The organism is Sphingomonas rhizophila (assembly GCF_014396585.1).
Classification (GTDB): domain Bacteria; phylum Pseudomonadota; class Alphaproteobacteria; order Sphingomonadales; family Sphingomonadaceae; genus Sphingomicrobium; species Sphingomicrobium rhizophilum.
In genome coordinates this window covers 1,075,522-1,101,833 of sequence record NZ_CP060717.1, presented here as the reverse complement: position 1 = coordinate 1,101,833, position 26,312 = coordinate 1,075,522, and the positions used below count along the sequence as shown (strand labels likewise).

General features: G+C 64.9%; 26 protein-coding genes and 1 pseudogene. 19 read left to right on the top strand and 8 right to left on the bottom strand.

Annotation, left to right across the window (positions count from 1 at the left end):
- Positions 1–16: 16 nt before the first annotated feature.
- Positions 17–790: a polyphosphate kinase 2 family protein gene (locus tag H9L12_RS05440; RefSeq protein WP_187542939.1), complete on the top strand. Its 774-nt coding sequence runs from the start codon at positions 17–19 to the stop codon at positions 788–790.
- On the opposite strand, the gene greB is transcribed toward H9L12_RS05440, so the two are convergent.
- From greB to H9L12_RS05425, 3 genes are read right to left on the bottom strand one after another with little or no spacing between them, the layout of a single operon-like run.
- On the bottom strand, positions 787–1,284 hold the full coding sequence (gene greB, locus H9L12_RS05435; protein ID WP_187542938.1) for a transcription elongation factor GreB: 498 nt from the start codon (positions 1,282–1,284) through the stop codon (positions 787–789). The genes H9L12_RS05440 and greB overlap by 4 nt on opposite strands.
- Positions 1,284–2,375 carry a lytic transglycosylase domain-containing protein gene (locus H9L12_RS05430; RefSeq protein ID WP_187542937.1) on the bottom strand — a complete coding sequence of 364 codons (1,092 nt, stop codon included), beginning with the start codon at positions 2,373–2,375 and terminating at the stop codon, positions 1,284–1,286. The genes greB and H9L12_RS05430 overlap by 1 nt, the downstream gene beginning before the upstream one ends.
- Positions 2,273–3,361, bottom strand: a complete 1,089-nt coding sequence (locus tag H9L12_RS05425; protein ID WP_187542936.1) for a hypothetical protein — start codon at positions 3,359–3,361, stop codon at positions 2,273–2,275. Before H9L12_RS05425 ends, H9L12_RS05430 begins: the two co-directional genes overlap by 103 nt.
- A gap of 95 nt (positions 3,362–3,456) precedes the next feature.
- Between H9L12_RS05425 and dapA the strand changes: the two genes are divergently transcribed.
- The 7 genes from dapA to recA all read left to right on the top strand — a co-directional run bounded on the left by dapA (position 3,457) and on the right by recA (position 11,481).
- On the top strand, positions 3,457–4,332 hold the full coding sequence (gene dapA / locus H9L12_RS05420; RefSeq protein WP_187542935.1) for a 4-hydroxy-tetrahydrodipicolinate synthase: 876 nt from the start codon (positions 3,457–3,459) through the stop codon (positions 4,330–4,332).
- 6 nt (positions 4,333–4,338) lie between these two features.
- Positions 4,339–4,821 (top strand): SsrA-binding protein SmpB, encoded by a 483-nt coding sequence (gene smpB, locus H9L12_RS05415; RefSeq protein ID WP_187542934.1) that lies wholly within the window; start codon positions 4,339–4,341, stop codon positions 4,819–4,821.
- Positions 4,814–5,344, top strand: coding sequence for a DUF2062 domain-containing protein (locus tag H9L12_RS05410; RefSeq protein ID WP_187542933.1), 531 nt, complete (start codon positions 4,814–4,816; stop codon positions 5,342–5,344). The genes smpB and H9L12_RS05410 overlap by 8 nt, the downstream gene beginning before the upstream one ends.
- A 100-nt stretch (positions 5,345–5,444) precedes the next feature.
- A complete protein-coding gene (locus H9L12_RS05405) occupies positions 5,445–7,505 on the top strand; it encodes a M13 family metallopeptidase (RefSeq protein WP_187542932.1) in 2,061 nt (686 codons plus the stop codon).
- A gap of 3 nt (positions 7,506–7,508) precedes the next feature.
- A complete protein-coding gene (locus H9L12_RS05400; RefSeq protein ID WP_246450644.1) occupies positions 7,509–9,911 on the top strand; it encodes a hybrid sensor histidine kinase/response regulator in 2,403 nt (800 codons plus the stop codon).
- A gap of 38 nt (positions 9,912–9,949) precedes the next feature.
- On the top strand, positions 9,950–10,303 hold the full coding sequence (locus H9L12_RS05395; RefSeq protein WP_246450642.1) for a response regulator: 354 nt from the start codon (positions 9,950–9,952) through the stop codon (positions 10,301–10,303).
- A gap of 110 nt (positions 10,304–10,413) precedes the next feature.
- Positions 10,414–11,481 carry a recombinase RecA gene (gene recA / locus H9L12_RS05390; RefSeq protein ID WP_187542931.1) on the top strand — a complete coding sequence of 356 codons (1,068 nt, stop codon included), beginning with the start codon at positions 10,414–10,416 and terminating at the stop codon, positions 11,479–11,481.
- Positions 11,482–11,554: 73 nt separating this feature from the next.
- Here recA and H9L12_RS05385 read toward each other — a convergent pair whose 3' ends face one another.
- Entirely contained in the window at positions 11,555–12,661 is a 1,107-nt protein-coding gene (locus tag H9L12_RS05385) for an MFS transporter (RefSeq protein WP_246450701.1), read from the bottom strand.
- A 179-nt stretch (positions 12,662–12,840) separates the two neighbouring features.
- Here H9L12_RS05385 and H9L12_RS05380 point away from each other — a divergent pair, with 179 nt between their 5' ends.
- Complete coding sequence (locus H9L12_RS05380; protein WP_187542930.1) at positions 12,841–14,106, top strand: M24 family metallopeptidase; 1,266 nt, start codon at positions 12,841–12,843, stop codon at positions 14,104–14,106.
- A gap of 53 nt (positions 14,107–14,159) precedes the next feature.
- Positions 14,160–15,482, top strand: a complete 1,323-nt coding sequence (locus H9L12_RS05375; protein ID WP_187542929.1) for a dicarboxylate/amino acid:cation symporter — start codon at positions 14,160–14,162, stop codon at positions 15,480–15,482.
- Here H9L12_RS05375 and H9L12_RS13475 read toward each other — a convergent pair whose 3' ends face one another.
- The 4 genes from H9L12_RS13475 to H9L12_RS05360 all read right to left on the bottom strand — a co-directional run bounded on the left by H9L12_RS13475 (position 15,483) and on the right by H9L12_RS05360 (position 19,540).
- Positions 15,483–16,367: a translation factor GTPase family protein gene (locus H9L12_RS13475; RefSeq protein WP_246450640.1), complete on the bottom strand. Its 885-nt coding sequence runs from the start codon at positions 16,365–16,367 to the stop codon at positions 15,483–15,485.
- Between the two features lie 56 nt (positions 16,368–16,423).
- Positions 16,424–17,509, bottom strand: a complete 1,086-nt coding sequence (locus H9L12_RS13470) for a GTP-binding protein (RefSeq protein ID WP_246450638.1) — start codon at positions 17,507–17,509, stop codon at positions 16,424–16,426.
- Between the two features lie 130 nt (positions 17,510–17,639).
- The gene (gene rpoH, locus H9L12_RS05365) at positions 17,640–18,545 is read right to left on the bottom strand and encodes an RNA polymerase sigma factor RpoH (RefSeq protein WP_187542928.1); all 906 of its coding nucleotides are present in this window, start codon (positions 18,543–18,545) and stop codon (positions 17,640–17,642) included.
- A 53-nt stretch (positions 18,546–18,598) separates the two neighbouring features.
- Positions 18,599–19,540 (bottom strand): RluA family pseudouridine synthase, encoded by a 942-nt coding sequence (locus H9L12_RS05360; protein WP_187543172.1) that lies wholly within the window; start codon positions 19,538–19,540, stop codon positions 18,599–18,601.
- Positions 19,541–19,656: 116 nt separating this feature from the next.
- Here H9L12_RS05360 and H9L12_RS05355 point away from each other — a divergent pair, with 116 nt between their 5' ends.
- The 9 genes and pseudogenes from H9L12_RS05355 (at position 19,657) to H9L12_RS05325 (ending at position 26,298) form a co-directional block, all read left to right on the top strand.
- Positions 19,657–20,313, top strand: coding sequence for a histidine phosphotransferase family protein (locus H9L12_RS05355; RefSeq protein ID WP_187543171.1), 657 nt, complete (start codon positions 19,657–19,659; stop codon positions 20,311–20,313).
- 59 nt (positions 20,314–20,372) lie between these two features.
- Positions 20,373–22,730, top strand: a complete 2,358-nt coding sequence (locus tag H9L12_RS05350) for a chemotaxis protein CheA (protein ID WP_187542927.1) — start codon at positions 20,373–20,375, stop codon at positions 22,728–22,730.
- A pseudogene (locus H9L12_RS13465) lies at positions 22,730–22,873 on the top strand (chemotaxis protein CheW); the annotation flags it as partial. The gene H9L12_RS05350 and the pseudogene H9L12_RS13465, both read left to right, overlap by 1 nt.
- A gap of 92 nt (positions 22,874–22,965) precedes the next feature.
- Positions 22,966–23,184: a hypothetical protein gene (locus H9L12_RS13460; protein ID WP_246450768.1), complete on the top strand. Its 219-nt coding sequence runs from the start codon at positions 22,966–22,968 to the stop codon at positions 23,182–23,184.
- A 57-nt stretch (positions 23,185–23,241) separates the two neighbouring features.
- A complete protein-coding gene (locus H9L12_RS05340) occupies positions 23,242–23,607 on the top strand; it encodes a response regulator (protein ID WP_187542926.1) in 366 nt (121 codons plus the stop codon).
- A 10-nt stretch (positions 23,608–23,617) separates the two neighbouring features.
- Positions 23,618–24,106, top strand: a complete 489-nt coding sequence (locus H9L12_RS13455; RefSeq protein ID WP_246450636.1) for a response regulator — start codon at positions 23,618–23,620, stop codon at positions 24,104–24,106.
- Complete coding sequence (locus tag H9L12_RS13450; protein ID WP_246450635.1) at positions 24,073–24,723, top strand: CheB methylesterase domain-containing protein; 651 nt, start codon at positions 24,073–24,075, stop codon at positions 24,721–24,723. The genes H9L12_RS13455 and H9L12_RS13450 overlap by 34 nt, the downstream gene beginning before the upstream one ends.
- Positions 24,714–25,580: a CheR family methyltransferase gene (locus tag H9L12_RS05330; RefSeq protein WP_246450634.1), complete on the top strand. Its 867-nt coding sequence runs from the start codon at positions 24,714–24,716 to the stop codon at positions 25,578–25,580. Before H9L12_RS13450 ends, H9L12_RS05330 begins: the two co-directional genes overlap by 10 nt.
- A 37-nt stretch (positions 25,581–25,617) precedes the next feature.
- Positions 25,618–26,298 (top strand): N-acetylmuramoyl-L-alanine amidase, encoded by a 681-nt coding sequence (locus H9L12_RS05325; protein WP_187542925.1) that lies wholly within the window; start codon positions 25,618–25,620, stop codon positions 26,296–26,298.
- The last annotated feature ends 14 nt before the right edge of the window (positions 26,299–26,312 follow it).

Genomic DNA, 26,312 nt, shown 5'->3' with positions numbered 1-26,312 from the left:
CGGTTACGCCAGTGATGTGCCGATCGATTTAACCGATTTTGAACGAGGGGAGCCGTTCGCCGGGAACCATGCCGAAGCGCTCACCGCGCTTCAGGACCGGCTGGGGCATCTCCAGCGCGCGCAGATTGCCCACGGAAAGCGGATAATGCTGATCGTCGAGGGTTGGGCGGCATCGGGTAAGCGCGATGCGCTGCGCGGACTGATGGCGGCATGGGACCCGTGCCAGGTCAATGTCCGCTGCCCGTCGCGCATGCCCAGCAACAATGGGCGCCATTGGCTCGCTCCCTATTGGAATGGCCTGCCGGTATCGGGCGAAGCGACGGTGTTCCTGCCCAGCTACTATCGTCGGGCGATCGACCGGCGGCTGGACGGGGAGCTGAGCGAGCGCGAGTGGATCCGCGCGATGGACGAGGTCAACGAATTCGAATCTCAGCAGCACGATCATGGCACGCTGATTCTCAAGCTGTTCCTGCATGTCACCGGGGATACCCAGTTAGCCCGGCTACGCTCACGGCAGGCCGATCCCTGGACCCGTTCGCTGGTCGGTCCTGACGAATTCAGCCGTGCCGAGAAGCGCGAAGCGTCACTGCCACTGGTCGAGGACATGTTCGCGCAGACCGATACGCGCTGGGCGCCGTGGAGGGTGGTCGACGCCAACGATAGCGCCTCGCGCCAGATCGCCTTCCTGCAGGAAATCACGGCCGGCCTGGAAAAGGCCATCCCAAGGATCCGCCAGCGGACGGGGAGAATGTCGTATCCTTCCCGAGCCAGAAGCAGGCCTGAAGGCTAGCCTGGCTCCGGGTAGCGGATCGCCATCAGTTCGTAGCTCTTTTCACCCGAAGGCAGGCGCACGATGCGCTCGTCGCCGACCCTTGCGCCGATCAGCGCCCGGGCGATCGGCGCGGCCCAGCTGACCCGGCCCTGGTCGGCATCGGACTCGTCCTCGCCGACCAGCGTGATGATTCGCCGATTGTCATCCTCGTCGGCCAATTCGACCGTCGCGCCGAAGCGGACGGTATCGCGCTCGCGCTGAGACGCCGGGTCGACCACCTTTGCGCCCTTCATCGCTTTCGACAGGTAGCCAAGACGGCGGTCGATCTCGCGGAGGCGCTTGCGGCCATAGATGTAATCGCCGTTTTCGGACCGGTCGCCGTTGTCGGCCGCCCAAGCGATGGTGTCGACCAGCTTGGGGCGTTCGACCCCGAATAACTGATCATACTCTGCGCGCAGCCGCGCCATGCCGTCCGGCGTAATGAAGCGCGGCGGCCGCCGGTCGTCGCTCATCAGCCCGGCCGGGCGGTCTTGCCGAGGTAGGACGACAGGTGAACGCTACCCGACGCAGGCGGCATGGTCGGGTTGATCGTGTCGTAGACGACGCTGTTCTCGAGGACACGCTGCACATAGCCGCGGGTCTCGTCGAACGGGATCGCCTCGATCCAGGTCAGCACGTCGCGTCCCGAGGTTCGCGGGTCGCCATATCGGTTTAGCCACTTGCGAACGTTGCCCGGGCCGGCGTTGTAGGCGGCGACGGCCAGCGGATAGCTGCCGCCGTAATTGTTCAGGAGCCGCTGGAAGTAAGCGGTGCCGATCATCACGTTGAACGCCGGATCGCTGGTCAATCGGGAAGTATCGAAGGCAATCCCCATCTTGCCCGCCTGTTCGCGCCCGGTACTCGGCACGACCTGCATCATGCCATGGGCATTGGCGTGGCTGACAACGTCGCGGTCGAAGCTCGATTCCTGGCGAGTAATGCCGTGCGCGAGGGACCACACCCTTCCGGTCGAGGCGGCGAAGTTGTGGGTCGGGTAGGCCGCACGATAGTAGAAGTTCGATCCCTGGTTCCGCGCGGCGCGCGCGGTCCAAACCGCCAGGTCGGGGCGGCTGATGTAGTTGGCCAGCTGGACGGCCAGGACACGCTCGCCGTCATTGTCGAGCGCATCGGACAAGGCCCGAATGAAGAGAGTCTGGTCCGAGCGCTGTCCCTGCATGCCGAGCTGGCGAACAGCGGCGACGAGGCGCTTGTTCTGGAAAGCGACACGCTGGGCGTCCGTAACGAGCAATGTCGGCAGGCCCCCGGGAGCCGGCACCTTGCGGCCAAGCCGTTCCAGCGCCAACTGGCCGTAGAACTGGTCGGGGGAGACTGCCGCCCGCTCGAAATAGCGGTTGGAGTCGGCAAGTTGGCCTGCCTGCAACGCTGCGCGGCCCGCCCAGTAATAGCCCTTGCTCGCTACCTGCAGCGACTTGCCGCCGTTCGCGTACTTGTCGAACAGCGTCATCGCCGAAGCCGGGCGGCCGATCCGAAGTGCGGAGGAGGCGGCGAGCCACGCCAGCGAAGTATATTCGTCGCGGACGCCATAGCGTTGCTGGCTCGGCAACTCGCCCGGCGGGAGGCTGTCGTCGAGCTGGCGGCCGATGTCGTAGGCCGTCTGGTGCTGGCCGTCCTCGGATGCCCGCGGGCCAGGATCAGCATCAGCTCGTAATATTTTTCGACGTTGGCCGGTCGGTACGTGAAGGCATGCGGCCGGGCGGCAAGGGCGCGGGCCGCAGCTTCGCCGCCATTGTCCCGAAGATAGCGGAGGCGGTCGATGAGCAGGCCGGCGTCGCTACTTACCTGGCCGGCGACCGGCGAGAACATTGCTTCGGCATCCGGCGAGCGCTGCAACATCGCGAGCCTCGCCTGGAAGGTCGCCCGGCGAGCCGGGCTGACGGAGCCTAACAGTCGCGATGCGTCGCCAACCTTGCGATCGGCGAGCAGGGCGTCGAGGCGGCGATCATAGTCAGTGGTCAGGAAACGGCCCGGGAAGCGGGACACGAGCGAACCTTCATCGACGATGCTGAGATCGCTGGTCGCGAGCGCAGCCCTGGCGCTGGAAAGAGCTTCGGCATGACGGCCAAGCGCCTGTTGCGATTCCGCGAGACGCGCCCAGCCATTGCCGGTCAGCGGCTTGTCGGTGCGGAAAAAGGCGATGACGAGCGAAGGCTGTTCGCCCGGGCGCATGTTCCTTTCCGCGGAACGCCGCATGGCGCTCTCGCCGGGAAAGCCCGGGTTGGCGTTCAGGAAATAGGCGTAGGTCGAAAAAGAATGTCCTTCGCTTTGCCGAAGCCGGCGCCATTCGGAGATGGCCGCACCGACGCTGGAACTCGCGACGTACGGCGCAAAGCTCTGGTTGCCGCCGCCGGTCATGGCCGTCGGTGTCGAGGCGGCGGTCGGAGCTGGCGTGAACACGCGGGCCGGGGCCGGGGTCTCGGAAGGCAGATTGATCTCGAGCGGCGGACGACCTCCCATCGACTGTGCGGCGGCAGTCGCGGCAATGGCGGTTGCCGTGGTCAACAATGCAGTGGCGACTCCGGCTTTTCTCATGCTGGACATTCTTGACACCCTGTCCTTATCAGGCGCTGAACAACGCGGCCCGCGTCCAGCTAATCGAGCCGCGGCCCCTCGCAAAGGACCTAATCATGTTTTTCGGCTCGATACCCGCCCTGGTGACGCCATTTGCGGCAGGACGAGTCGATGAAGCGGCATTCCGAGCGCTGGTCGAGTGGCAAATCGAGGAGGGATCGTCGGCGCTCGTCCCTTGCGGCACGACCGGCGAAGTGCCGACGCTAACCCATGACGAGCAGCACCGACTGATCGAGCTGGCGGTGACGGTGTCCCGCGGCAGGGTGCCGGTGATCGCCGGCTGCGGCAGCAACAACACGGCGACCGCCATCGAACATATGAAGGCGGCAAAAGCGGCGGGCGCCCATGCAGCACTCGTTGTGCTTCCCTATTACAACCGGCCGAGCCAGGCGGGCCTGGTTGCCCACTTCCGGGCGCTCGCGGATGCCTGCGACCTTCCAATCGTCGTTTACAATGTCCCCGGCCGGACGGTGGTCGACATCAGCGTCGAGACCCTGGGCGAGGTCGCGAAGATCCCGTCGGTCATCGGCATCAAAGACGCCACCGGCAACCTCGGCCGCGTGACCGCCCAGCGCTTGGAATGCGGCGAGCAGTTCTGCCAATTGTCCGGGAATGACGAGACCGCGCTCGCTTTCAACGCATCCGGCGGGGTGGGGTGCATTTCAGTCAGCGCCAATGTCGCGCCGAAACTGTGCGCCGAATTCCAGGAGGCGACCCGCGAAGGCCGCTGGGACGAGGCGTTGGCGTTGCAGGACAAGCTTTATCCGCTTCACGTCGCGCTGTTCACCGATGCATCCCCGGGGCCTGCGAAATACGCGTTGTCGAAGGTGCGACCCGGCTTTTCGACCGAGCTCAGACTGCCGCTCAGCGAACCTTCCGACGCGTCCAAAGCGGCGGTGGATGTTGCATTGAGGCACGCCGGCCTCATCTAAGCATCCATGTCCAAAGCGCTGCCCACCCCTTTCGACAAGACGAAGGTCGTCGCCGAGAACCGGCGCGCCCGATACGACTATTTCGTGGAGGAGCGGTTCGAAGCGGGGATCGCGCTGCAGGGTACGGAGGTGAAAGCTCTTCGCACCGGCGAAGGGTCGATTGCCGAAAGCTATGCGACGGTCGAGGACGAGGAGGTGTGGCTGATCAACAGCTCGATCCCGCAATATGGCGCGGGCAGCTGGATGAACCACGAGCCTCGCCGCCGCCGGAAGCTGCTGCTCAAGCAGCGCGAGATCAACAAGATGCATGGCGCGATCAATCGCCAGGGGCTGACGCTGATCCCGCTCTCGATCTATTTCAATTCCTCCGGCAAGGCGAAGGTCGAACTGGCGCTTGCGCGAGGCAAGAAGGTTCACGACAAGCGCGACACCATCAAGGAACGCGACTGGAAGCGGGAGCAGGGCCGGCTGTTGCGCAATCGTGGCTAGCCGGCTGCGCGATTGGGTGGCGAGCCGGATACCGCGCCGGGAAGCCGTCCAGGCGTGGCCGTTGCTTCGTCCGTTCGCCCGCCACCTCGGCAGGCCGGGATTGTGGCAGATGCATCGCCGATCCGTGCCGCGGGCCATTGCGATCGGTCTCGGCGTCGGGATCCTCGTCCCCGTGATGCACATGATGCTTGCAGCTTTGCTGTCGATCCCGACCCGCGCCAACATTGCGCTGGCAGCGGCCGTCACCGTCTTGATCAATCCGGTGACGATCCCGCCGATCTACCTTGCCGCCTGGCGGATCGGCGAATGGGAACTCGAGGCCAGGGGCAGCAATCCCACGCTGCCAGCGACCCAGTTGCAGGGGCATGTCGAGACATGGCTGAGTTGGGCGCAGCACGCGTCCGCGCCGCTCGCTCTGGGCATCGTGACCCTGGCGATCATCACCGCGGTGACCGGCTATGCCCTCGGCTCGATCGCTTGGCGGTGGCACATCGCCAAACGATGGAAGGCGCGGCGGCGCTAACCGCTCGTCGTTTCCCGAAGCGCTTCGGTCGAACGGCGTATCTTCCATTGGCTGCGACGATTAGGGTCGGGCGCAACGTCATTCGACTCAGGGGTACTGCATGAAATCGTCGTTGTTCATCGCGCTCGTCGCCACCACCGCGCTCGCCGGATGCGCCTCGACCGACCAAGCTGTTTCCAGCGCCCCGCCGGTCGCGGAGCCGGCTGCGGTCGCCGCGCTTCCAAAAGCCGCGATTGGAACGTTCGGCTTTGACTCGGCCGGCATGGATCGCTCGATCCAGCCCGGCGACGACTTCTACGGTTTCGCCAACGGCACCTATGCGCGCAACACCGCCATTCCCGCCGACAAGGCGACCTACGGCGCTTTCGAAGAGCTTCAGGATCTCTCGGATAAGCGAACGCACGAGTTGCTCGAAGCGGCGAAGGCCGATCCCTCATCGCGGATCGGGGCCGCCTACTCGTCTTACCTCGACACTGCCGCGATCGAGGCAAAGGGCCTTGCGCCGATCAAGCCCTGGCTGACCCGCATCACATCGCTGAAATCGCGCTCTGGCTACGCGACGTTGGCGGCCGAGGCTGACCGTAACGGCATCGGCGTCCCGTTCGCGGCGGGCGTGGGTCAGGATGCCAAGGATCCCAACACTTACGTGCTGCTGATGCGTCAGGCCGGTCTCGGCCTTCCGGATCGCGACTATTACCTCAGCAAGGAACCGAAGCTCGCCGAGGCCAAGGCGGCTTATGAGGCACACCTGGCGAAGATGCTGACGTTGGCCGGTGAACCCAATGCCGCGGCACGTGCCCGCGCTGTCGTCAACTTCGAGACCGAGATCGCCAAGGTCAGCTGGACCCGCACTCAGAGCCGCGATGCCGACAAGACCTACAACAAGCTGGCCGTCGCCGACCTCGTCAAATCCGCCCCCGGCTTCGACTTCGCCACCTATTTCCGGGGCATCGGAACGCCCGTCGACACGGTGATCGTCGGGCAGCCGAGCGCGATCAGCGGCATCGCGCGCCTGATCGGACGCACACCCGTACCGGTACTGCGCGACCAGCTGCTCGTCCGATCACTCGATTCATTCGCCGACGTACTGCCGCGGGCGTTCGATGCGGAAAACTTCGCTTTTTACGGGACGACCCTGTCGGGCACCCCACAGCAGGAACAACGCTGGAAACGTTCGGTCCGTTTTACCACCGGCGTCCTCGCCGACGAAGTCAGCAAGATCTACGTCGCGAAATACTTCCCGCCAGAAACCAAGGCCGTGGCCGACGAGATGGTGCGCAATATCATCACCGCCATGAATGCGCGCATCGACCGCCTCGACTGGATGTCGCCGGCGACCAAGGCAGGTGCTCACGCAAAGCTGGCGGCGTTCACGCCGCGGATCGGCTACCCGTCGCAGTGGCGCGATTATTCGGCGCTGCGGATCGCTGCCGACGACGCCTTTGGCAACAACCTGCGCGCCAACCAATGGGCACACGAATACAACGTCGGCAAGCTCGGCAAGGACATTTACCGGTGGGAGTGGGGACTCGCTCCGATGACCGTCAACGCGCAGGCCAATCCGACGCTGGTGGCGATCACCTTCCCGGCGGCGATCTTGCAGCCGCCGTTTTTCGACCCGAATGCGGACCCGGCGATCAACTATGGCGGCATCGGCGCGGTCATCGGCCACGAGATCAGCCATCACTTCGACGACCAAGGCTCGAAATTCGACACACAAGGGCGGCTGGCGAAGTGGTGGAGCGATGCCGATCTCGCCAAGTTCAAGGCGCTGAGCGAGCGCCTTGTCGCGCAATATAACGCTTACGAGCCGCTACCCGGCCAGCATGTCAACGGGCAGCTGACTCTCGGCGAGAACAGTGCCGACCTTGCCGGCCTCAGCGCCGCCTACGATGCGTACAAGGCCTCGTTGGGCGGCAAGGAAGCGCCCGTCATCGACGGCCTGACCGGTGACCAGCGCTTCTATCTCGGTTGGGCACAAGTGTGGCGGCGCAATTATCGGGAGGCCAATCTTCGACAGCGGCTCCTGACGGATCCGCACTCGCCCGCAGAGCAGCGCGCCAACATCGTGCGCAACATGGACCCGTGGTACGGGGCGTTTGAGCCCAAGCCTGGCCAGAAGCTTTACCTTGCGCCGGCGGACCGGGTGCGTATCTGGTAGGGCGTGCTTCACCAGGATCTTGCCCCGCTTGACGCGCGGCCGCTCGATAGCGGTGTCCGGTGGTTCGTCCCGGGCCTCGTTGCGGCGGCGGCGGCCAGCGGGGCAATCCTGTTCTACGTCATCGGCGAGCCGCTGCTGTCCGGCCTGTTTTTCAGCGGGCTCATCATCATGCTGGTCGCCGCATTCATCATCGACCGGCGCTCGGTCCGAGTGCCGCTGGTCGAGGCGCGCGCGGTTCCCGACTACTCATTGCTCGGCGCCAGTCTGGACATTTCCATCGACCCGGCGGCGATAACCGATTCCGAAGGAAAGCTGCTCGTCGTCAATCATGCGTATCGCGAACGCTTCGAAGGATTGCCGACGCCGCTGGACCTAAGCTCGGACCCCGAATCGCGCGACAGCCTCGTCGAGGCGCGCCTCGCGGCTTGGCGCGACGGAGCGTCCTGCGCTGCGCGGATCGCCGGACCAAGCGGCGCCCTGGCGGTCGAGATTGAGCGGGTCGGCGCCCATGGCGAGCAGCTATTGTGGCGCTTTCCCTCGGGCGATGAGCCTGACGCAATCGTCGTCGCCGCACGGCGCATCGCCGGGGCGACCGGGGAGCGTCTCGCTTCCGCCGGAGTGCTGGCTGCCCTGGTTGACGACGACGGGCTGCTGCTTGCCGCAAACAAGCCGTTTGCCGACCGCGCGCTGACCGGCGCCCAGCGCCAGGACGGCCCGGTCCGCTTCGCCGATATTGTCGACATCCATGAGGATGAAACCGTCCAATTAAGGGCGGACAAGGAAGGCGTGCCGCTTCGCGCCGTCCATGTTCCGCTCGATCCGAACCGGGAGGGCGGGGCCGGCACCTTGTTGATGTTCGAGACGCGCGACGGCCCTAGCCTCGCCAACTCGGCCAACGTCCAGGTGCTTCTGGAAATGTTGCCGATCGGGCTTGCGCTGGTCGATCGTGACGGCCGCTTCCTGACCATGAACAAGGCATTCCGCACCGCGGCTGGTCTGCCGGCAGGATCGATGCCGTCCTATCCGGGCGATCTGGTCGCCAAGGAGGACAAGGCGGCGGTGGCGGACGCGGTGCGGCGCAACGCGCGTGGTCCGGCGATGGCGGGCGATCTGGCAGTCCGCCTAAACCATCAGCCGGGCGAGCCGGTCGCCCTGACAGTCGCGGGGCTTCGCGGCCTCGGTGACGCCGCCGTGCTGCTCCTGCTCAAGGACAATAGCGAGGAAGCGAAGCTCAAGCGGCAGGTGGCGCAGGCGACGAAGATGCAGGCAGTGGGGCAACTTGCCGGCGGCGTTGCCCACGACTTCAACAATATCCTGACCGCGATTATCGGCCATTGCGACCTGATGCTGATGCGTCACACGCCCGGCGACAGCGACTATGACGACATTCAGCAGATCAAGTCGAACTCCAACCGCGCCGCCGGCCTGACCCGTCAGCTGCTCGCCTTTTCGCGCCAGCAGACGTTGCGGCCGCAGGTGCTGCAGCTTCCCGACGTCGTCAGCGAGGTATCGCACCTCCTGAAACGACTGCTCGGCGAGACCGTGCAACTGGTGGTCAAGCATGGCCGGGACATCGGGCCCGTTCGCGCCGATCCCGGGCAGCTTGAACAGGTCATCGTCAACCTCGCGGTCAATGCCCGTGACGCGATGGCGTCGAAGGGCGGTGGCACGCTGACGATCCAGACCTATGCCGTCCGGGCCGACCAGGTGGCGGACCTCGGCTCCGACATCCTCCCGGTGGCCGACTACTCGACATTGTCGATTTCCGACACCGGCACGGGCATCCCCGCGGCGGTGCTTGGCAAAGTGTTCGAACCCTTTTTCACGACCAAGGAGGTCGGCAAGGGGACTGGCCTTGGCCTTTCGACCGTCTACGGCATCGTCAAGCAGTCCGGTGGGTTCATCTTCGCTGATTCCAAGGTCGGGGCGGGCACCCAGTTCACCATCTACCTGCCGGTTCATCGGGTGGAGGAGGGCGCCGCGGTGCCTGCGAAACCCGTCTCGAAAGCCGGGGACGAAGAGCTGTGGGGCACTGGAACCGTCCTGCTGGTGGAAGACGAGCCAATGGTCCGGACCGTCGCGGAGCGGGCACTGACTAGGCACGGCTATCGGGTACTTACTGCGACCAACGGAGAGGAGGCGCTCGAGCAGCTCGACGGAGGTCATGCCATCGACTTGCTGGTCTCGGACGTCGTCATGCCCCTCATGGACGGACCGACCATGGTGCGCGAAGCACGCAAGACCCATCCCGAATTGCCCATCCTGTTCATGTCCGGCTACGCCGAGGAGCAGCTGCGCAAGTCGATCGACATCGCCAACGTCGCATTCCTGCCGAAGCCTTTTTCGGTCCAAGAGCTGGCGGAGGCGGTACGTAAGGCATTGGCGCAGAAGGCTGACGCCAATTAAGTCTTTCATCGGCGGGAAGCGATGCTATCCATGGCGACGTGAGTAACCGTAGTATCCTGATCGTCGAGGACGAGCCGCTGATCGCCATGATGCTGGAGGATTTCATCCTCTCGCTCGGCCATGAAGTGCGCGGACCTTGCGAAAGCGTCGACGAGGCGATGCGCGCCCTCGACGGCGAACCGTTCGACCTGGCCATCCTTGACGTGAACCTGAAGGGCGAAAGCGTTTGGCCGGTCGCCACCCAGCTTCGGGACCGCGGCATCCCGTTCGTTCTTGCGAGCGGCGGTCATGTCGAACCGCCGCCGGGCGAATTCGCCGACGTGGCGATGATCGAAAAGCCCTACACGATCGACCGGGTCACTCCGGTCATCGATGCTGCCTTGGCCGAGTAGCGCAAACTTAGGCGGCCGAATGTTCCCCACTTGTTCCGCCGGAACAAATAGGATACGTAGCCGATAGTCGCGGGGACAACCGCCATTCGATTGACGAAGGGAACAGGGTCATGGCAGCGCAGCTCAAGGTAATTGACGGAGATAGCGTGAGTACGGATCGTCAGAAGGCATTGGAAGCGGCGCTTGCGCAGATCGACCGCGCGTTCGGCAAGGGCTCGGCGATGAAGCTGGGCAGCCGCGAGAAGATCGAGATCGAGACGATTTCGACCGGAAGCCTTGGTCTCGACATCGCGCTTGGCGTCGGCGGTCTCCCACGTGGTCGCGTCATCGAAATCTACGGTCCGGAAAGCTCGGGCAAGACGACGCTGGCGCTTCATGCCATCGCCGAAGCGCAGAAGACCGGCGGGACGGCCGCTTTCGTCGACGCCGAGCACGCGCTGGACCCGGTTTACGCCCGCAAGCTTGGCGTCAACATCGACGAGTTGATCGTGTCGCAGCCCGACACGGGTGAGCAGGCGCTGGAGATCGTCGACACGCTGGTGCGGTCGAACGCGATCGACGTGCTGGTGGTCGATTCGGTCGCTGCGCTGGTGCCGCGGGCGGAAATCGAGGGCGAGATGGGCGACAGCCACGTCGGCCTCCAGGCCCGCCTGATGAGCCAGGCACTGCGAAAGCTGACCGGTTCGATCAGCCGCTCGCGTTGCATGGTCATCTTCATCAACCAGGTGCGCATGAAGATCGGCGTGATGTACGGCAATCCGGAAACGACGACGGGCGGCAATGCGCTGAAATTCTATGCTTCCGTTCGCCTCGACATCCGTCGTACCGGACAGATCAAGGATCGCGACGATATCGTCGGCAACACCACCCGGGTGAAGGTCGTCAAGAACAAGGTCGCGCCCCCGTTCAAGCAGGTCGAGTTCGACATCATGTACGGCGAAGGCGTGTCAAAGGTCGGCGAGATCCTCGACTTGGGCGTCAAGGCGGGTATCGTCGACAAGTCGGGCGCCTGGTTCAGCTATGACTCTACCCGCATCGGCCAGGGCCGCGAGAACGCCAAGCAGTTCCTCAAGGACAACCCAGAGATGGCCCAGCGGATCGAGAATGCGGTTCGCGGCAAGACCGACCAGGTCGGCGAAGCGCTGATGGTCGGACCGGGCGACGCCGACGACCTCTAGGGCTGGGCAAAAACTGGAAGGGCGCCCTGGTCGACCGGGGCGCCCTTTCGTTTGCGTCAGGCGGCGATTGGGGTCAGCAGCCGGCCGCGTTCCGTCCACAACACGATCCCGAAGCTCGCCACACCGCAGGCAAACAGGCCGATGACGAACGGGAAAGCCGTCCCGTCGAATGCCTGTCCGATGGCAAAGCCGATGATTGCCCGACGACGGTGCCGACGACGCCCTGAACCGACGATGCAGTGCCGGCAATGGCCGCCATGTTGGTCATCGCCAGCGTCCCGAAGTTGGAGGTGGTGAAGGCAAAGGCCGTGAGGGTCAGGCCCATCAGCGTGACAAAAAGCCAGAGCGGCTCGCCCGGCACGCGGGCAACCAGGACGTGCAGGCCTGTGACGGCGACAAAGGCAATCAGTCCGCCATGGCCCACGCGCCGGAGGCCGAGGCGCCCGACGATTTTCGCGTTGCCCCAACTCGCCAACGCCATCGGCGCGGCGACGGCTGCGAATACCGGGCCGATGAGGTGGGGGGCCCTGAAAACGTCGAAAACAATCTGCTGGATCGACGCAATGTAAGCCGTCAATCCGCCGAACAGCGCGGTCATCGCCAGGGTATAGCCAATCGACAGCCGGTCGGTCGCCGCCTGCCGCGCGGCCGAAGCGATTAGGGCTGGATTAAGTGCGCGGCGGTATTCGGGATGAAGGGTCTCCGGAAGACGCAGGAAGCTCCACAACCACATCACTCCGGCGAAGGCCGCGAGCACGATGAAGATCGCTCGCCATGATGCCACGAGCAGGATCAGTTGACCAAGGTTGGGTGCCAGCACCGGCACCAACATGAACACCATGAAGACCAGGCTCATCACGCGCGCCATGGCCTCGCCATCGAACAGGTCGCGAACCATCGCGAGCACGAGGACTCGGGTCACCGCCGCCGACATGCCCATTGCCAGCCGCCCGCCGATCAGCACGGGGAAGCTCCATGCCAGGCCGCAGAGAGCGGCGAAGAGTGCGTACAGCACCACTCCGATCGCCAGCACGCTCTTGCGCCCGAAGCGGTCGGCCAACGGCCCCCAGAACAACTGGCCGACACCAAATCCTGCCATGTAGACGATGACCACCAACTGGCGCCGATTTTCGTCGGCCACTCCAAGCTGACCGCCAATTTCCGGAAGGGCGGGGATCATCGCGTCGATGGCGAAGGCGTTGAGCGCCATCAGGCCGGCGAGAAGGGTCACCGTTTCCCTCCGCCCGGGACGTCCGCCGGGCGGTGCGGGATGCTCGTCGCCAATCATCCGGCGCTGCTGGCCTATCGACGGCAGCCATGCAACATGCTTGCCAGACAAAAAGCGAGAAGGCCGGCCTCATGCAGTTCACTCGACGTTCCCTGATTGCCGGTGCGGGCGCTTTGAGCGCGGTACCCATGACCGGAATGGCCCGGGCGGCAATCGAGGAAGCTCGGGACCTGAAACCTGTCGCGTTGCCACCGGCCATCGCACCGGCCGAGCGCCTGACGCGCATTGCGAAGGCCCAACGCCTGATGCGGGCCAATGGCATTGGCGCGGTCATCGTCGAGTCCGGCCCGAGCCTCGATTATTTCACCGGCGTTCGTTGGTGGCGTTCGGAGCGTCTGACAGCCGTGGTCATTCCGTCCAGCGGCGACGCGATCATCGTGACGCCATTCTTCGAGAAGCCATCGGTGGGCGAAAGCCTCACCATTCCGGCAGAAATAAGGACCTGGGACGAAGATGAAGACCCGTTGCGGTTGGTTGCTGGTTTCCTTCGTGAGCGCAACATCGCCGGCGGCCCGGTCGGCATCGAAGAGACAAATCGCTACTTCATCGTCGATCGTCTGCGCGCCAGCTTGCCATCGTTGCGGATGGTGAGCGCGAACCCCGTCGTGCGCGCCTGCCGAATGGTCAAATCGCCCACCGAAATCTCGCTGATGCAGGCCGCGTCCGACATTACCCTCGCCGCATTCCGCCATGCCTGGCCGCGGGTGAAGGCCGGCATGACCCGCGGCGACATCGACGGATTAATCGGCGCGGCGACGCGCGCGCTGGGCGGCGAGTATGACGGCGGCCTGGTGCTGCTGGGCGAAGCCACCGCTTATCCGCACGGCAGCGGCAAGCGTCACGTCATCGAGCGAGGCACCAACGTCCTGTTCGATTGCGGCTGCTCGGTGCACGGCTACCAGTCCGACATCTCGCGAAGCTTCGTATGGGGCGCCGATCCGACAAAGGAGCAGCGGAAGGTCTGGGATCAGGTCGCGCGCGGCCAGAAAATAGCCTTCGCGGCGGCTCGTGTCGGGCGGACTGCCGGAAGCGTCGACGACGCGGTCCGGGCGGCTTACACAGCATGGGGCTACGGTCCGGGTTACAAACTCCCCGGCCTGTCACACCGCACAGGTCACGGCATTGGCATGGAGGGGCACGAGCCCGTCAACCTGGTTCATGGCGAAACGACGCCACTTGCGCCCGGCATGTGCTTTTCCAATGAGCCGGGAATCTACCTACCGGGCAAGTTCGGCATTCGCCTGGAAGACTGTTTCCGGGTGACGGCTTCCGGACCGCGATGGTTCAGTGTCCCGCCTGCCTCGTTGGAAGAGCCGTTCGGACGCTCCGGCGCTTGACGGCTCGGCCTTCGACCGCAATGCCCGTTGGTCAGGAATAATAGGGGAAAACGATGACCGAGACCACGCGCGGTGGCCTTTCGCTGCAATGGAAGATGCTGATCGGCTTCGTCGTCGGCCTGGTCCTTGGCCTCATCGCCTTTTCCACACAGCGGGATGCCGCGTGGGTCGAATTCGTCACCACCTATGTCACGCAGCCGATCGGACAGATCTTCCTTCGATTGCTGTTCATGCTAGTCATTCCGCTACTGTTTTCCGCGCTGGTCGTCGGCATTGCGGAGATGGGCGAAATCCGAGCCCTGAGGCGGGTCGGTCTTCGCACCCTGGCCTATACGGTCGTGGTGTCGTCGATCGCGGTGGCGGTCAGTCTGGTCGTGGTCAACGTGCTGAGGCCCGGGGCGGGGGTCGACCGGGCGGTCGCGAGCCAGATGCTCGAGGATTCGGCCGGGCGCGCAGGCGAGATCGTCAAGGCTGGCGCCGAACAACCGGGCGGGGTGGACGCCTTCGTCAGCATCATTCCGAACAACCTTGTCGAAGTGATGGGTTCGAACAGCTCGATCCTGTCCGTGATGTTCTTCGCGCTGTTCTTCGGGATCGGGCTCCTGATCACGGATACTCCCAACGCTCGCGCGCTCCAGCGCGGGTTCGAAGGGATCTTCGACGTGACCATGCGCCTGATCCTCGTGGTCATCAAACTGGCGCCGATTGCCGTCGCCTGTTTCATGTTCAACCTGGCGGCGCTGTTCGGATGGGACCTGCTGATCCGCTTGTCGGCCTATGTCGGCGTGGTCCTGCTGGCGCTCGGTATCCAGTTGCTGATCGTCTATCCCGCATTGCTCTCGACCCTGGGCGGCAAGAACCCGCTGTTGTTCTTCCGCCAAATACAGGAAGCCGCGGTGATGGCGTTCTCGACGGCCTCGTCGAACGCAACCCTGCCGACGGCATTGCGGGTTGCGGAAAACAACCTGCGACTTCCGCGCCGCGTCTCCCGCTTCGTCCTCACCATCGGCGCGACCGCAAACCAGAACGGCACGGCCATGTTCGAAGGCGTGACCGTCATCTTCCTTGCCCAATTCTTCGGGATAGAGCTCACGATCTGGCAACAGCTGATGGTGATGGCGGTGTGCATCCTCGGCGGGATTGGCACGGCCGGTGTCCCCGCGGGCTCGCTGCCCGTCGTGGCTCTGATCCTGGCCATGGTCGGCATTGACCCGCAGGCGATTGCGCTCGTGCTGGGCGTCGATCGCTTCCTCGACATGTGCCGAACGACGCTCAACGTGGTCGGCGACCTTGTCGCGGCGCAGGTCATTTCCTCCGGCGAGCCTGACGAGGCTGCGCCGGAGGACGGCAACCTGCCGGACCCGAAGGAGGCCTAATCAGGCGGGCTCCGCCTGCTTCTGCACGACCTTGTCGGCGAGGACGCCGTTGAGCTCGGCGAGATGATCGAAGGTTGCCTCATAGGTGGCGAGGCCCTGGCTGAGGGACCGCAACTCGGCCTCGAGGCCGTCGATCTCGCTCTCCGGAAGCAGCGCCTCGATCCGGTCCCAGCCGGTCCACCCGTCGCGCGGCGCCATGCCAAGCATCTGGCCACGCCTGCTGGCAAGCGCCGACGACACCCGGCTCGTCGATGCGGAGGGCGTCACCACCGTCAGGCGCTGCACCGGCTCCAGAAGGTGCGGGGCCGCCTCGGCCAGTGCCTCCTGCATCGCCAGCTTGCCGGCCAGGCGGAACGCCAGCTCCGAACTGTCAACGCTGTGATAGCTGCCGTCGGTCAGGGTGACCGTGACGTCAACCACAGGGAAACCGAGCGGCCCCTTCGCAAGCGCATCGCGAACGCCCTGTTCGACCGCCGGAATCCACTGCTTGGGAACCGCTCCGCCCGAGATCCGCTCCGCGAACTTGAAGCCCGCACCGCGGGCTTGTGGCGCGACTTCGATAATGACGTCGCCAAACTGGCCGTGGCCTCCAGATTGCTTTTTGTGACGTCCGCGCTTGGTCACCGGGCGACGGATGGATTCGCGATAGCCGATCGTCGGCGCGCGATGCTTCACCTCGACCCCGTAGCGCCGCTTGAGCCGAGCCATCGTGGTCTTGAGATGCTCGTCGTTGACGCCCTTCAAGCGCATTTCATGGCTGGCCTCGTCCTGCTCGAGGCTGAGGCTCGGGTCTTCCTCCAACAGGCGCTGCAGCGCGCTAGACAGTCGGACATCGTCCTTGCGATCGGCGGGCTCGATCGCCAGAGCGCAGTTGCGCGACGGCATTTGGACGTCGATCGGCGGCGGTGACTTGCCGCTGAGCGTGAGCCACTGTCCGCATCTCAGCTGATCGACCTTTGCGACCGCGGCGATGTCGCCGTCGCCGGCTTCATGGATTTTGGTCGTCTTGTCGCCTTGAACGGCGAATAGCGCCCCAGGCGAATGGCATGGCTGTCGGGGTCGCGAAGCTCGGCGCCCTCGGCGATCTTCCCGCCAAGGATGCGGCTGAGCACCAGCCGGCCGACGGCGCCGCCGTGAAAAGTTTTGAACGCATGAAGGGCAGGGCCTTCGACTCCGAGCCGATTTGCAGTCGATTGAGGACCCGGGGCTTCGTGGCGTAGCGCCTTGAGCAGGCGGCGCACGCCCCATCCATTCTCGGCCGAGCCGAACAACACGGATACGCCCAGATTGTCGCTGGTTTCGCGCGCCAGGTCGGCGAAGATCGTCCCTGGCTCCGGCGTTTGGTCCATCAGCAATTGTTCGAGCAGGCCGTCGTCATGGTCGGCGAGCTGTTCGAGCATGTGCGTGCGCGCCTCGGCCTCGCGATCGGCGAGATCGCTGGGAAGCGTGATCTGCTCGCTGGGCTTGCCAGGGATGTAATGGAAGGCGCGCTCAAGCGCGAGGTCGACGAAGCCGGTTACCTTGTCGCCTTCGCGGATCGGGATCTGTCGTGCGATGAGCGGCGATACGCTCATCGGCTGGAGCGCGGTCAGCAGGTCGCGGATCCGCCCATGCGCCTGATCAATGCGGTTGACGAACAGCAGGTGCGGGATCCCGTGCTCATCGAGCATGCGCATGGCCGGAGCTGCCAAGGCGGCGCGGGCGGGGTCCGGGTCGACGACGACGATGGCGATGTCGGCCAGCGCGACGGCACGCGCGCCATCGCTGGAAAAGCCGATTGACCCGGGTGCATCGACGATGGCGAACTTTTCGCCGAGATATTCGAAGTTGTAGAGGTTGGTTTCGGTCGAGCCACCGCGGCTCCGCGCTTCCGGGCTGCTGTCGCCAACGCTGTTGCCCTTGCCGGTCGATCCATGACGGTCGACCGCGCCGGCCGCGAACAACATCGCTTCGGCCAGGCCTGTCTTACCCGCGCCGGCCGGTCCGACCAGCGCGATGACCCTCGTGCCTTTGAGTTCTCCAGGCATGCGACTCTCCTTCCTCCGTCGATCAGGGCGGGGCGCGAGTCGCGCGTCGAGCGGCACCGCGCTCTCCAGGCGAAGAGCGTCGGACTCCATTGTTTCGGATGCAAGCCCTTATTCCGGGCCGCGCCGGGGGTTAGGCGGCGGGAAGCAACCGCTGGTCGTTAGCGAGCCGGAGCAGCGCGGCCTGAAGCTTCTCGAACGCGCGGACCTCGATCTGGCGGATACGCTCGCGGCTGACGCCGTAGACCTGGCTCAGGTCCTCGAGGGTCTTGGGATCCTCGATTAAGCGGCGCTCGGTCAGGATGTGCTTCTCACGGTCGTTGAGGCTGTCCATCGCCTGCGTCAGCAAATCGTGCCGCACTTGGCGTTCCTCATCGTCCGCCAGGATTTCATCCTGCAACGGGCCGCTGTCGACCAGAAAGTCCTGCCACTGGCCTTCGCCGTCGGTGTCCTTGAGCGGCGCATTGAGGCTGGTGTCGCCACCGTGGCCCATGCGCCGGTTCATCGACACGACCTCGTCTTCCGTGACACCAAGGTCCGTCGCGATTTTCGCCACGTCGGCGGGCTTCAAATCGCCCTCTTCGAACGCGTCGATCTGGTTTTTCATCCGGCGCAGGTTGAAGAACAGCTTCTTCTGGGCCGCGGTGGTACCCATCTTCACGAGCGACCAGCTGCGCAGAATGAATTCCTGGATCGAAGCGCGGATCCACCACATGGCGTAGGTCGCCAGGCGGAAGCCGCGATCCGGTTCGAACTTCTTTACGCCCTGCATAAGGCCGATGTTGCCTTCGCTGATCAGTTCGCTGACCGGCAGGCCGTAGCCGCGATAGCCCATGGCGATCTTCGCCACGAGACGAAGGTGGCTGTTGACCAGCTGCGCCGCGGCGTCGGTGTCGCCCTGCTCACGCCAGCGCTTGGCCAGCATGAATTCCTCCTCGGGGGCGAGGATCGGGAATTTCTTGATTTCGGTGAGGTAGCGATTGAGGCCCGCTTCACCACCGGAGGCGGGGATCGATACGATACCCTTAGCATTCGCCATCGTGTTGCTCACTCCCTGGCCGGGCCGTTGGCACCGTCCTAGCCTTTCCAATCCTATACACCAAGTGCGGTGAACAGTTCCTGCATGTCCGACGGAAGGGCGCTGTCGAACGACAAACGACCCTTGGTAATCGGGTGAACGAAGCCGAGATGCGCCGCGTGGAGCGCCTGCCGGCGAAAATCGAGCCGATGAAGCAGTTCGCGAAGCCGTTGATGCGGCGCCCGCCCGTAGACCGGGTCGCCGAGCAGCGGATGCCCGATCGAGGCCATGTGCACGCGGACCTGGTGCGTGCGGCCCGTTTCGAGCCGACATTCGACCATCGCCGCGTCGCGCCAGCTTTTCAGCCTGGTCCAGTGCGTCACCGCCCGCTTGCCTCGCCCGTCCTTGACGATCGCGACCTTCTTCCGGTCGGCGGTCGAACGCGCCAGCGGGGCATCGACGCTTCCGGCCTGCAACGCCGGCACGCCCGAAACGAACGCCAGGTAGCGGCGATCGATCGAGTGGTCGGCGAACTGCTTGGCCAAGCCTTCATGGGCGCGGTCGTTCTTGGCGACGACCAGCAGGCCCGATGTATCCTTGTCGATGCGGTGGACGATGCCGGGCCGGGCGACGCCGCCGATGCCGCTCAGCGATCCCCCGCAGTGGTGGAGCAGGGCATTGACCAGCGTGCCGTCCAGGTTGCCTGCTGCCGGGTGGACCACCAATCCGGCCGGCTTGTCGACGACCAGCAGGTGCTCGTCCTCGAACATAACCCCGAGTGGAATGTCCTGCGGCTCGTTGTGCGCCGGGGTTGGCGGCGGCACTGAAAGCGCAAACCGTTCATCCCCGCGCATCTTGGTGGCGGGGTCGCGCAGCGCCGAGCCGTCCGGGCGGTGAAGCGCTCCCGCCCGTACCAGCGTCTTCAAGCGCTCGCGCGACAAGGTCGGGACCGCGTCGGCGAGTGCGCGATCCAGCCGCCATCCCTGATGGGCCGGCGCCAGCGCGACTTCGATAATGCTTGGGTCCCCGACATCCGATGGTCGATATGGGTCTCATGCTGCAACTGTTCAAGGGTGGGGCAGCGAGCTTCAGCGACCTTGCGAAGGAGCGCGCTTACCGCCATCAGGCGCGGATGACCCCCATCGAACTCGCCAGCCTGATGTGCAGCCGCCTGTGCCACGACCTCATGTCCCCGGTCGGCGCGCTCAACAACGGCATCGAACTGTTGGCTGACGAGCAGGACCCCGAGATGCGGGAACGCTGCCTAGAACTGCTCGCCGAAAGTGCCCGGGCCAGCGCCAACAAGCTCAAATTCTTCCGTCTGGCGTTCGGCGCGGCTGGCGGTTTCGGTGACGAGGTCGACACGCGCGAGGCGCACACGGCGCTACAGGGCCTGTATGGGGCGGACAAGCGCATCGAACTTGGCTGGATGGTCGCAGATGACAAGTTGCCGAAAGGCGCGGTCAAGCTGCTGCTCAACCTCGCCATGATTGCCGGCGACGCGCTTGTGCGGGGTGGCCGCCTCGACGTCGGCGCCGAGCAGCGTGACAGCGGCATCGAGATTGTGATCCGCGCGGAAGGCCCCCGGATCCTGCTCGATCCCAAGCTTCGCCAAACCATCGCCGAGGGTCATTCCAACGGGACCGTCGATCCGCGCGCGGCCGGGGCCTGGCTGGCCCACAGCCTTGCTGCCGAGGCTGGGGGAACCATCCAGTTGAGCGATCCGGCCGACGAGGTCCTGCTGATCGGGGTCGACCTGCCGGTAGCGGGTTCGCCTGTGCAGGGATAACGGCGCGTTAACTCCTTGGCTGCATAGAGGTCCTGAACAGTTTGGGACCCACCGATCCAATGGATGATCTGATTGCCGATTTCGTGGCGGAATGCCGTGAGATGCTCGAATCCCTGGGCGGCGAGATCGTGGCCTGGGAAGCCAGCCCCGGCGATCGGGCGCGTCTCGATTCCATCTTCCGCTTCGTCCACACCGTCAAAGGCAACTGCGGCTTCTTCGACTTCCCGCGCCTCGAGGCGCTTAGCCATGCTGCCGAAGACGCGCTGGCCGATTGCCGTGCGGGCCGCCGCGCGCCCGATCCGGCGCTGGTCAGCGGCGTACTCGCGATCATCGACCGCATCGGCGAAATGGTCGCCGCAATCGAAGCCAACGCAGAATTTCCGGCCGGCGACGATGAGTCGCTGATCGAAGCGCTTGAAGCGCAGGGCGATGCGCCGGCTGCCAAGATTGAAGCGGCCGCCACCGCCGACGCTGCCGTCAAGACGCCGTCCACCGCCGCTGCCCCCCGAACGATCCGCCTGTCGGTCGAATTGCTCGACCGCGTCATGTCCGGTGTGAGTGACATGGTGCTCGCCCGCAACGAGCTTGCGCGCCGACTTCGCGAAGCGCCCGGTGACGTTGCTGTCGATGGCGCGTTCGAACGCTTGTCGGGCATCATCGCGGAGATGCGCGACGCGATCACGCGGACGCGCATGCAGCGGATCGAGAACCTGTTCGTCGCCCTGCCGCGAATGGTCCGTGACCTGTCGGCCGAGCTTGGCAAGCAGGTGCTGGTCGATATCGAGGGCGGCGACGTCGAACTGGATCGCGAAATGATCGAGATGATCCGCGATCCGCTGACCCACATCATTCGCAATGCGATCGACCATGGGATCGAAACACCTATCGAGCGACTCAAGGCCGGGAAGCGTGAAATCGGGCTCCTGTCGGTGTCGGCGCGACAGTCTGGAAACCAGATCCTCATCGATATCGTCGACGACGGTAAGGGCATCGACGGCAAGAAGCTGGTTGAGAAGGCAGTAGCCAACGGCGTGCTGTCGAAAGAGGATGCAGCGGGGCTGTCGCCGCGCGACCGTCTGGCGCTGATCTTCGAGGCTGGATTGTCGACGGCGAAGGCCGTGACCGCGATTTCCGGCCGCGGCGTTGGGATGGACGTTGTCCGATCCAACGTCGAGCGCATCGGCGGTGTCGTCGAGGTCGATTCTACCCCTGGCAGCGGCACCCGAATGACCCTTCGTGTCCCGCTCACCCTGACCATTATCCCGGCGCTTACCGTTTCGATCGGCACCCAGCATTTCGCGATTCCCCGCGCCGCCATCGAAGAAATCGTGCGCGCCAACGGGTCGTCGGTCAGCCTCGACCGCATCGGCGGATCGGGAGTCGCGACCATCCGTGGGCGGCGCGTGCCGGAAATTGCCCTTGCCGATGTGCTCGGCCTGCAAAGCGACATGACCGATGAAGACCGCACGTTGGTTGTGCTCAAGCCCGCCGGTGGCGATGTCTTCGCCCTCGCGGTCGACCGCATCCACGACCATGAGGAACTGGTCGTGAAACCGGCGGCCCCGGCAGTCATGGGCACCGGCCTCTATGCCGGGACGACGCTGGCCGACGATGGCAGCCCGATCCTGCTGTTCGACCCGGCAGGGCTCGCCGAAGTCGGCGGCGTTCGCCTTGAAGCGCAGGAACGGGGAAGTCGCGTCGCCGAAACCGCGAAGACGGTAGCCAACGACAATGTCTCGGTGCTGCTGTTCCGCGGACTCGACGGTGTTCGCCGTGCCATACGCCTTGGCGTGGTCGACCGGATCGAGGAAGTCTGGTCGGGCTCGATCCGCCTCGGCGCGGGCCAGCTGCGGGTCCAGCTCGGCGAGAGCATCCTTCCGCTCGCGGGTCTCGACGCCCGGGATCATGACCCGAACAAGGACAGCAAGATCCGTGTTTTCCGCCTCAACGACGGTCAAAACGAGCTGGGCTATGCCTTCGCCGAGGTCATCGACCTGATGACGATCGAGCATGAGGTGATCGCCGCATCGATCCTGGGCCAGGTCGCCGGCGTGACCCTGATCGGCGGCGAACCTGCCGAGCTTCTCGACGCGCACTGGCTGTTCGCCGAGCATGTCGGAGCGGTGGCCGTGCCGTCGAAGCCGCTGGTCTGCCGCCTGCCGTCGAACGATGCGTGGATGCAGAACATGCTGCGTCCGATCGTCGAAGCGGCGGGCTACATCGTCGTCGGTGAAGACGACGACGCGGACGTCGACCTGGTCATCAGCGGAGATCCGGATGCGGTTGCGCCGGAAGCGGGCCGCCTGCTGCGCCTTTCGGCCAATCCGGATGCCGCCGACGGGAAGGACAGCATCTACCGCTATGATCGGACCGGCCTGCTGGTGGCTCTGAAAACTGCGGGGGCGGGGAGGGCCTGATGAACGAATTGCTGCTCATCGTGACGATCGCCGGCAGCCGCGTCGCGCTGCTCGCCGACCAGGTCGAAGGCGTTGTCGAACTCGACACGCTCATCCCGGTGCCGCGCGCACCCGCGCACATCGCGGGACTTTCCGCGCTACGCAGCCGGGTTCTGACCGTCATCGATTGCCGTCGAAGCCTGGAGCTTGGCTCCAGCGAGGCACTGGCCGGGGCGGCTTGGTCGAAGCGGCGGTCGTGGAACTGGAAAGTCATCACTACGCGCTTACCGTCGACGCCGTTGAGGACGTGGTCGAAGCCCTGTCCGACGCAAGCCCGATCCGGGCGGCGATGGAGGCAGGCTGGGAACGCGTGTCGCGCGGTATGGTCGAGACGGAAGAAGGACCACTGCTGCTGGTCGATGTGGCGGCACTGGTCACCGGCCCGAATACCGAACGGAATGCCATCGCTGCTTAAGCCCTTGGTTACCCTTGCCGTCTACACCGGCGCGACAATTAACGGGAACTGCCACTGATGAAGACTTGCCTGATCGTCGATGACAGCAAGGTGATCCGCAAGGTCGCCCGTCACATCCTGGAAACGCTGGAGTTCCAGGTCGAGGAAGCCGGCGACGGACGAGAGGCGCTCGACCGTTGCGAAGCGAGCATGCCCGACGTCGTGCTGCTCGACTGGAATATGCCGGTCATGAGCGGCATGGAGTTTTTGAAGTTGCTGCGTCAGCGTGGTCATTCCGACCAACCCAAGGTCGTCTTCTGCACGACCGAGAACGACATGGCCCACATTCGCGCGGCGCTCGAAGCAGGCGCGGACGAATATGTCATGAAGCCTTTCGATCGCGAGACGCTGCACATCAAGCTCCAGCTCGTCGGCGTCGCGTAAGGACAACATGTTGAAGGGCGCGCTCGCCACTTCACGGCCGGCCGGAACGGCCGCCCGTCGGCCTATCCGGCTGATGATCGTGGACGACTCTATGGTCGCCCGTGCGGTCCTCTCGCGGATGATTGTCGCGGACGGCCTGTTTGAGATCGCCGCGGTGGCCGGGACGGGCGAGGATGCGGTCGAGGCGCTGGGACAGGTCAAGGTCGATATTGTCCTGCTCGACCTGGAGATGCCGGGCGCGGGCGGTTTGAAGTCGATCCCACGGATTCTGGAGGCCGCCCGAGGCGCACGTGTCCTGATCGTATCGAGCCTGGCGGAAGAGGGGCTGAAGAGACCGTTGCAGCGCTTGCGCTCGGCGCGGCTGACACGCTTCCCAAGCCGGGTACGGGCCGCTTCAACGGGCGCTTTTCCGAGATCCTCCTCGGCAAGCTCCGCGCGCTTGGCTACGCCGACATTACGCAGCCGGTGGAGCAGGCGACGGCGGCTTCGCGGCGGGTAGGGCTCGTTCCGCTGCGCAGCACGCCCGCCGGGCCGGTCAAGCTCGTGGCGATCGGCGCATCGACCGGCGGCATCCACGCTCTTGGTAGCTTCTTCGAGAATATGAAGGAGCGGATCGCGGCACCGATCCTCGTGACACAGCACTTGCCGGCGCCGTTCATGCCGGTGTTTGCCCGGCAATTGTCGACCACATCCGGTCGTGAAGCTGTCGTTGCCGAAGACGGCATGCGACTTCAGCCTGACCAGATCTACGTCGCGCCGGGCGACGCCCACCTGGCCGTCGGAAGCATCAAGGATCGACTGACGGTCCGCCTGGAAAAACACCGCGTCAGTTCCGGCTGCATGCCTTCTGTCGACCCTATGTTCGCGTCGGCCGGCGCCCTGCTGGGAAGTGCCGCAATCGGCGTCGTTCTAACCGGCATGGGCCGGGACGGGGTCGAAGGCGCCGCCAAGCTCGTCGCCTGTGGCGGCGGTGTCTATGCCCAGGACGAAGCAAGCTGCGCCGTGTGGGGCATGCCGCGCACCGTCACCGAGGCGGGTTTGGTCTGCGGCGTGATGCAACCGGCCCAGATCGCCCGCGCCATCGTCGCGCGCGCCGAGGAGGCCGCGTGCAGGTAAGCGACAGCAGCAGCCGCATCCTCGCCGGGCTGCTCGAAGCCAAGACCGGCCAGCAACTGACCATGAGTCGGCGCTGGCGAATCGAAACCGCACTCAGCTCCCTTCTTCGTGAGCGCGGTATCGCCACGCTCGACGAGCTGATCACCATCCTCGTCATGGGCAAGGAGCCATCGCTCTCGCAGCAGGTGGTCGAGGCGCTGCTCAACAACGAAACCTATTTCTTCCGCGACCGCACTCCGTTCGACATGCTTCGCCAGACCGTGCTGCCACGCCTCACCGAGGTTCGCGGGACGTCGAAGCGGCTACGCATCTGGTCGGCGGGCTGCTCGACCGGCCAGGAAGCCTATTCGCTGGCCATGATGTTCGCCGAAGACCCCCTGCGGTGGAACGGTTGGTCGATCGACATCGTCGGCTCCGACGTCAGCGAGAATGTCGTCAACCGCGCGCGATCGGGCATTTACACGCAGTTCGAGGTCCAGCGCGGGCTGGGCGTGACGCAGATGATCCGCTGGTTCGAGGAAACCGACGCCGGCTGGCGCGCGATTGAAGCCCTGCGCAAGAATGTCCGATTCCAGGTACACAATATTCTCGAGCCGCCGCCGCACCCCGGTGCCGGACAGTTCGACATCGTTCTGTGCCGAAACGTCCTCCTTTACCTGAATGCAGACAAAAAGAAGCTGGCGTTCGACCGGCTTGCGTCGGCGCTGGCACCTGACGGCTTGCTGATGCTGGGCGCGGGCGAGACGGTCATCGGCCAGACCAACAAGCTGGTTGCCGACCGCGAGTGGCGCGGGCTTTATCGCCAGGAGCGCCGCGATCCTGTCCCGCCAACGGAACGCCGCGCCGCCAACGGCTAGGACTTGACGCAACGGGCCGCCACGTGTGCCATGCGGCATGGCCCCAATCGATTGCCCATCGCCAAATTTTGACAAGCGCAAGCTGCCGGTCTCGATGGTGGTCCTCCACTACACGGGGATGCCCGATGCGGAAGGCGCAATCGCCCGGCTCACGAGCCCGGACGCGAAGGTGTCGGCGCATTATGTCATCAAGGAAGATGGAGAGGTTCTCCGCCTCGTCGATGAAGAGCATCGCGCCTGGCATGCCGGCAAAAGTTACTGGCGTGGCGTGACCGACGTTAATTCGGCCAGCGTCGGGATCGAGATCGTCAATCCGGGCCATGAATTCGGCTATCGCGCCTTTCCCGACGAGCAGATCGCGGCGCTGATCCCCCTGTTGGCCGAAATCAAGGCGCGGCACGGCATCAGCCGGGGGAATGTCGTCGGCCATTCCGACATCGCTCCGGCCCGCAAGGAAGACCCGGGTGAACTCTTCCCGTGGTGGGAACTGGCGAAGCGGCGCCTTGCGCTGCCAAGCCCCTCACGCGACCTGATGGATCCTTACTGGACCGATGCAGGGTTCCTGTTGGCGCTGGAGCGCTTTGGTTATGACGTCACCGACGGTCTGAAGGCGACCATCGCATTCCAGCGCCGTTTCCGCCCCGACCTGATCGACGGCATCATCGACGGGGAGTGCCGGGCGAAGCTGCTCGCCCTGTTGCTCCCGCGTCCGCAATAGCCCATATCGAGGAC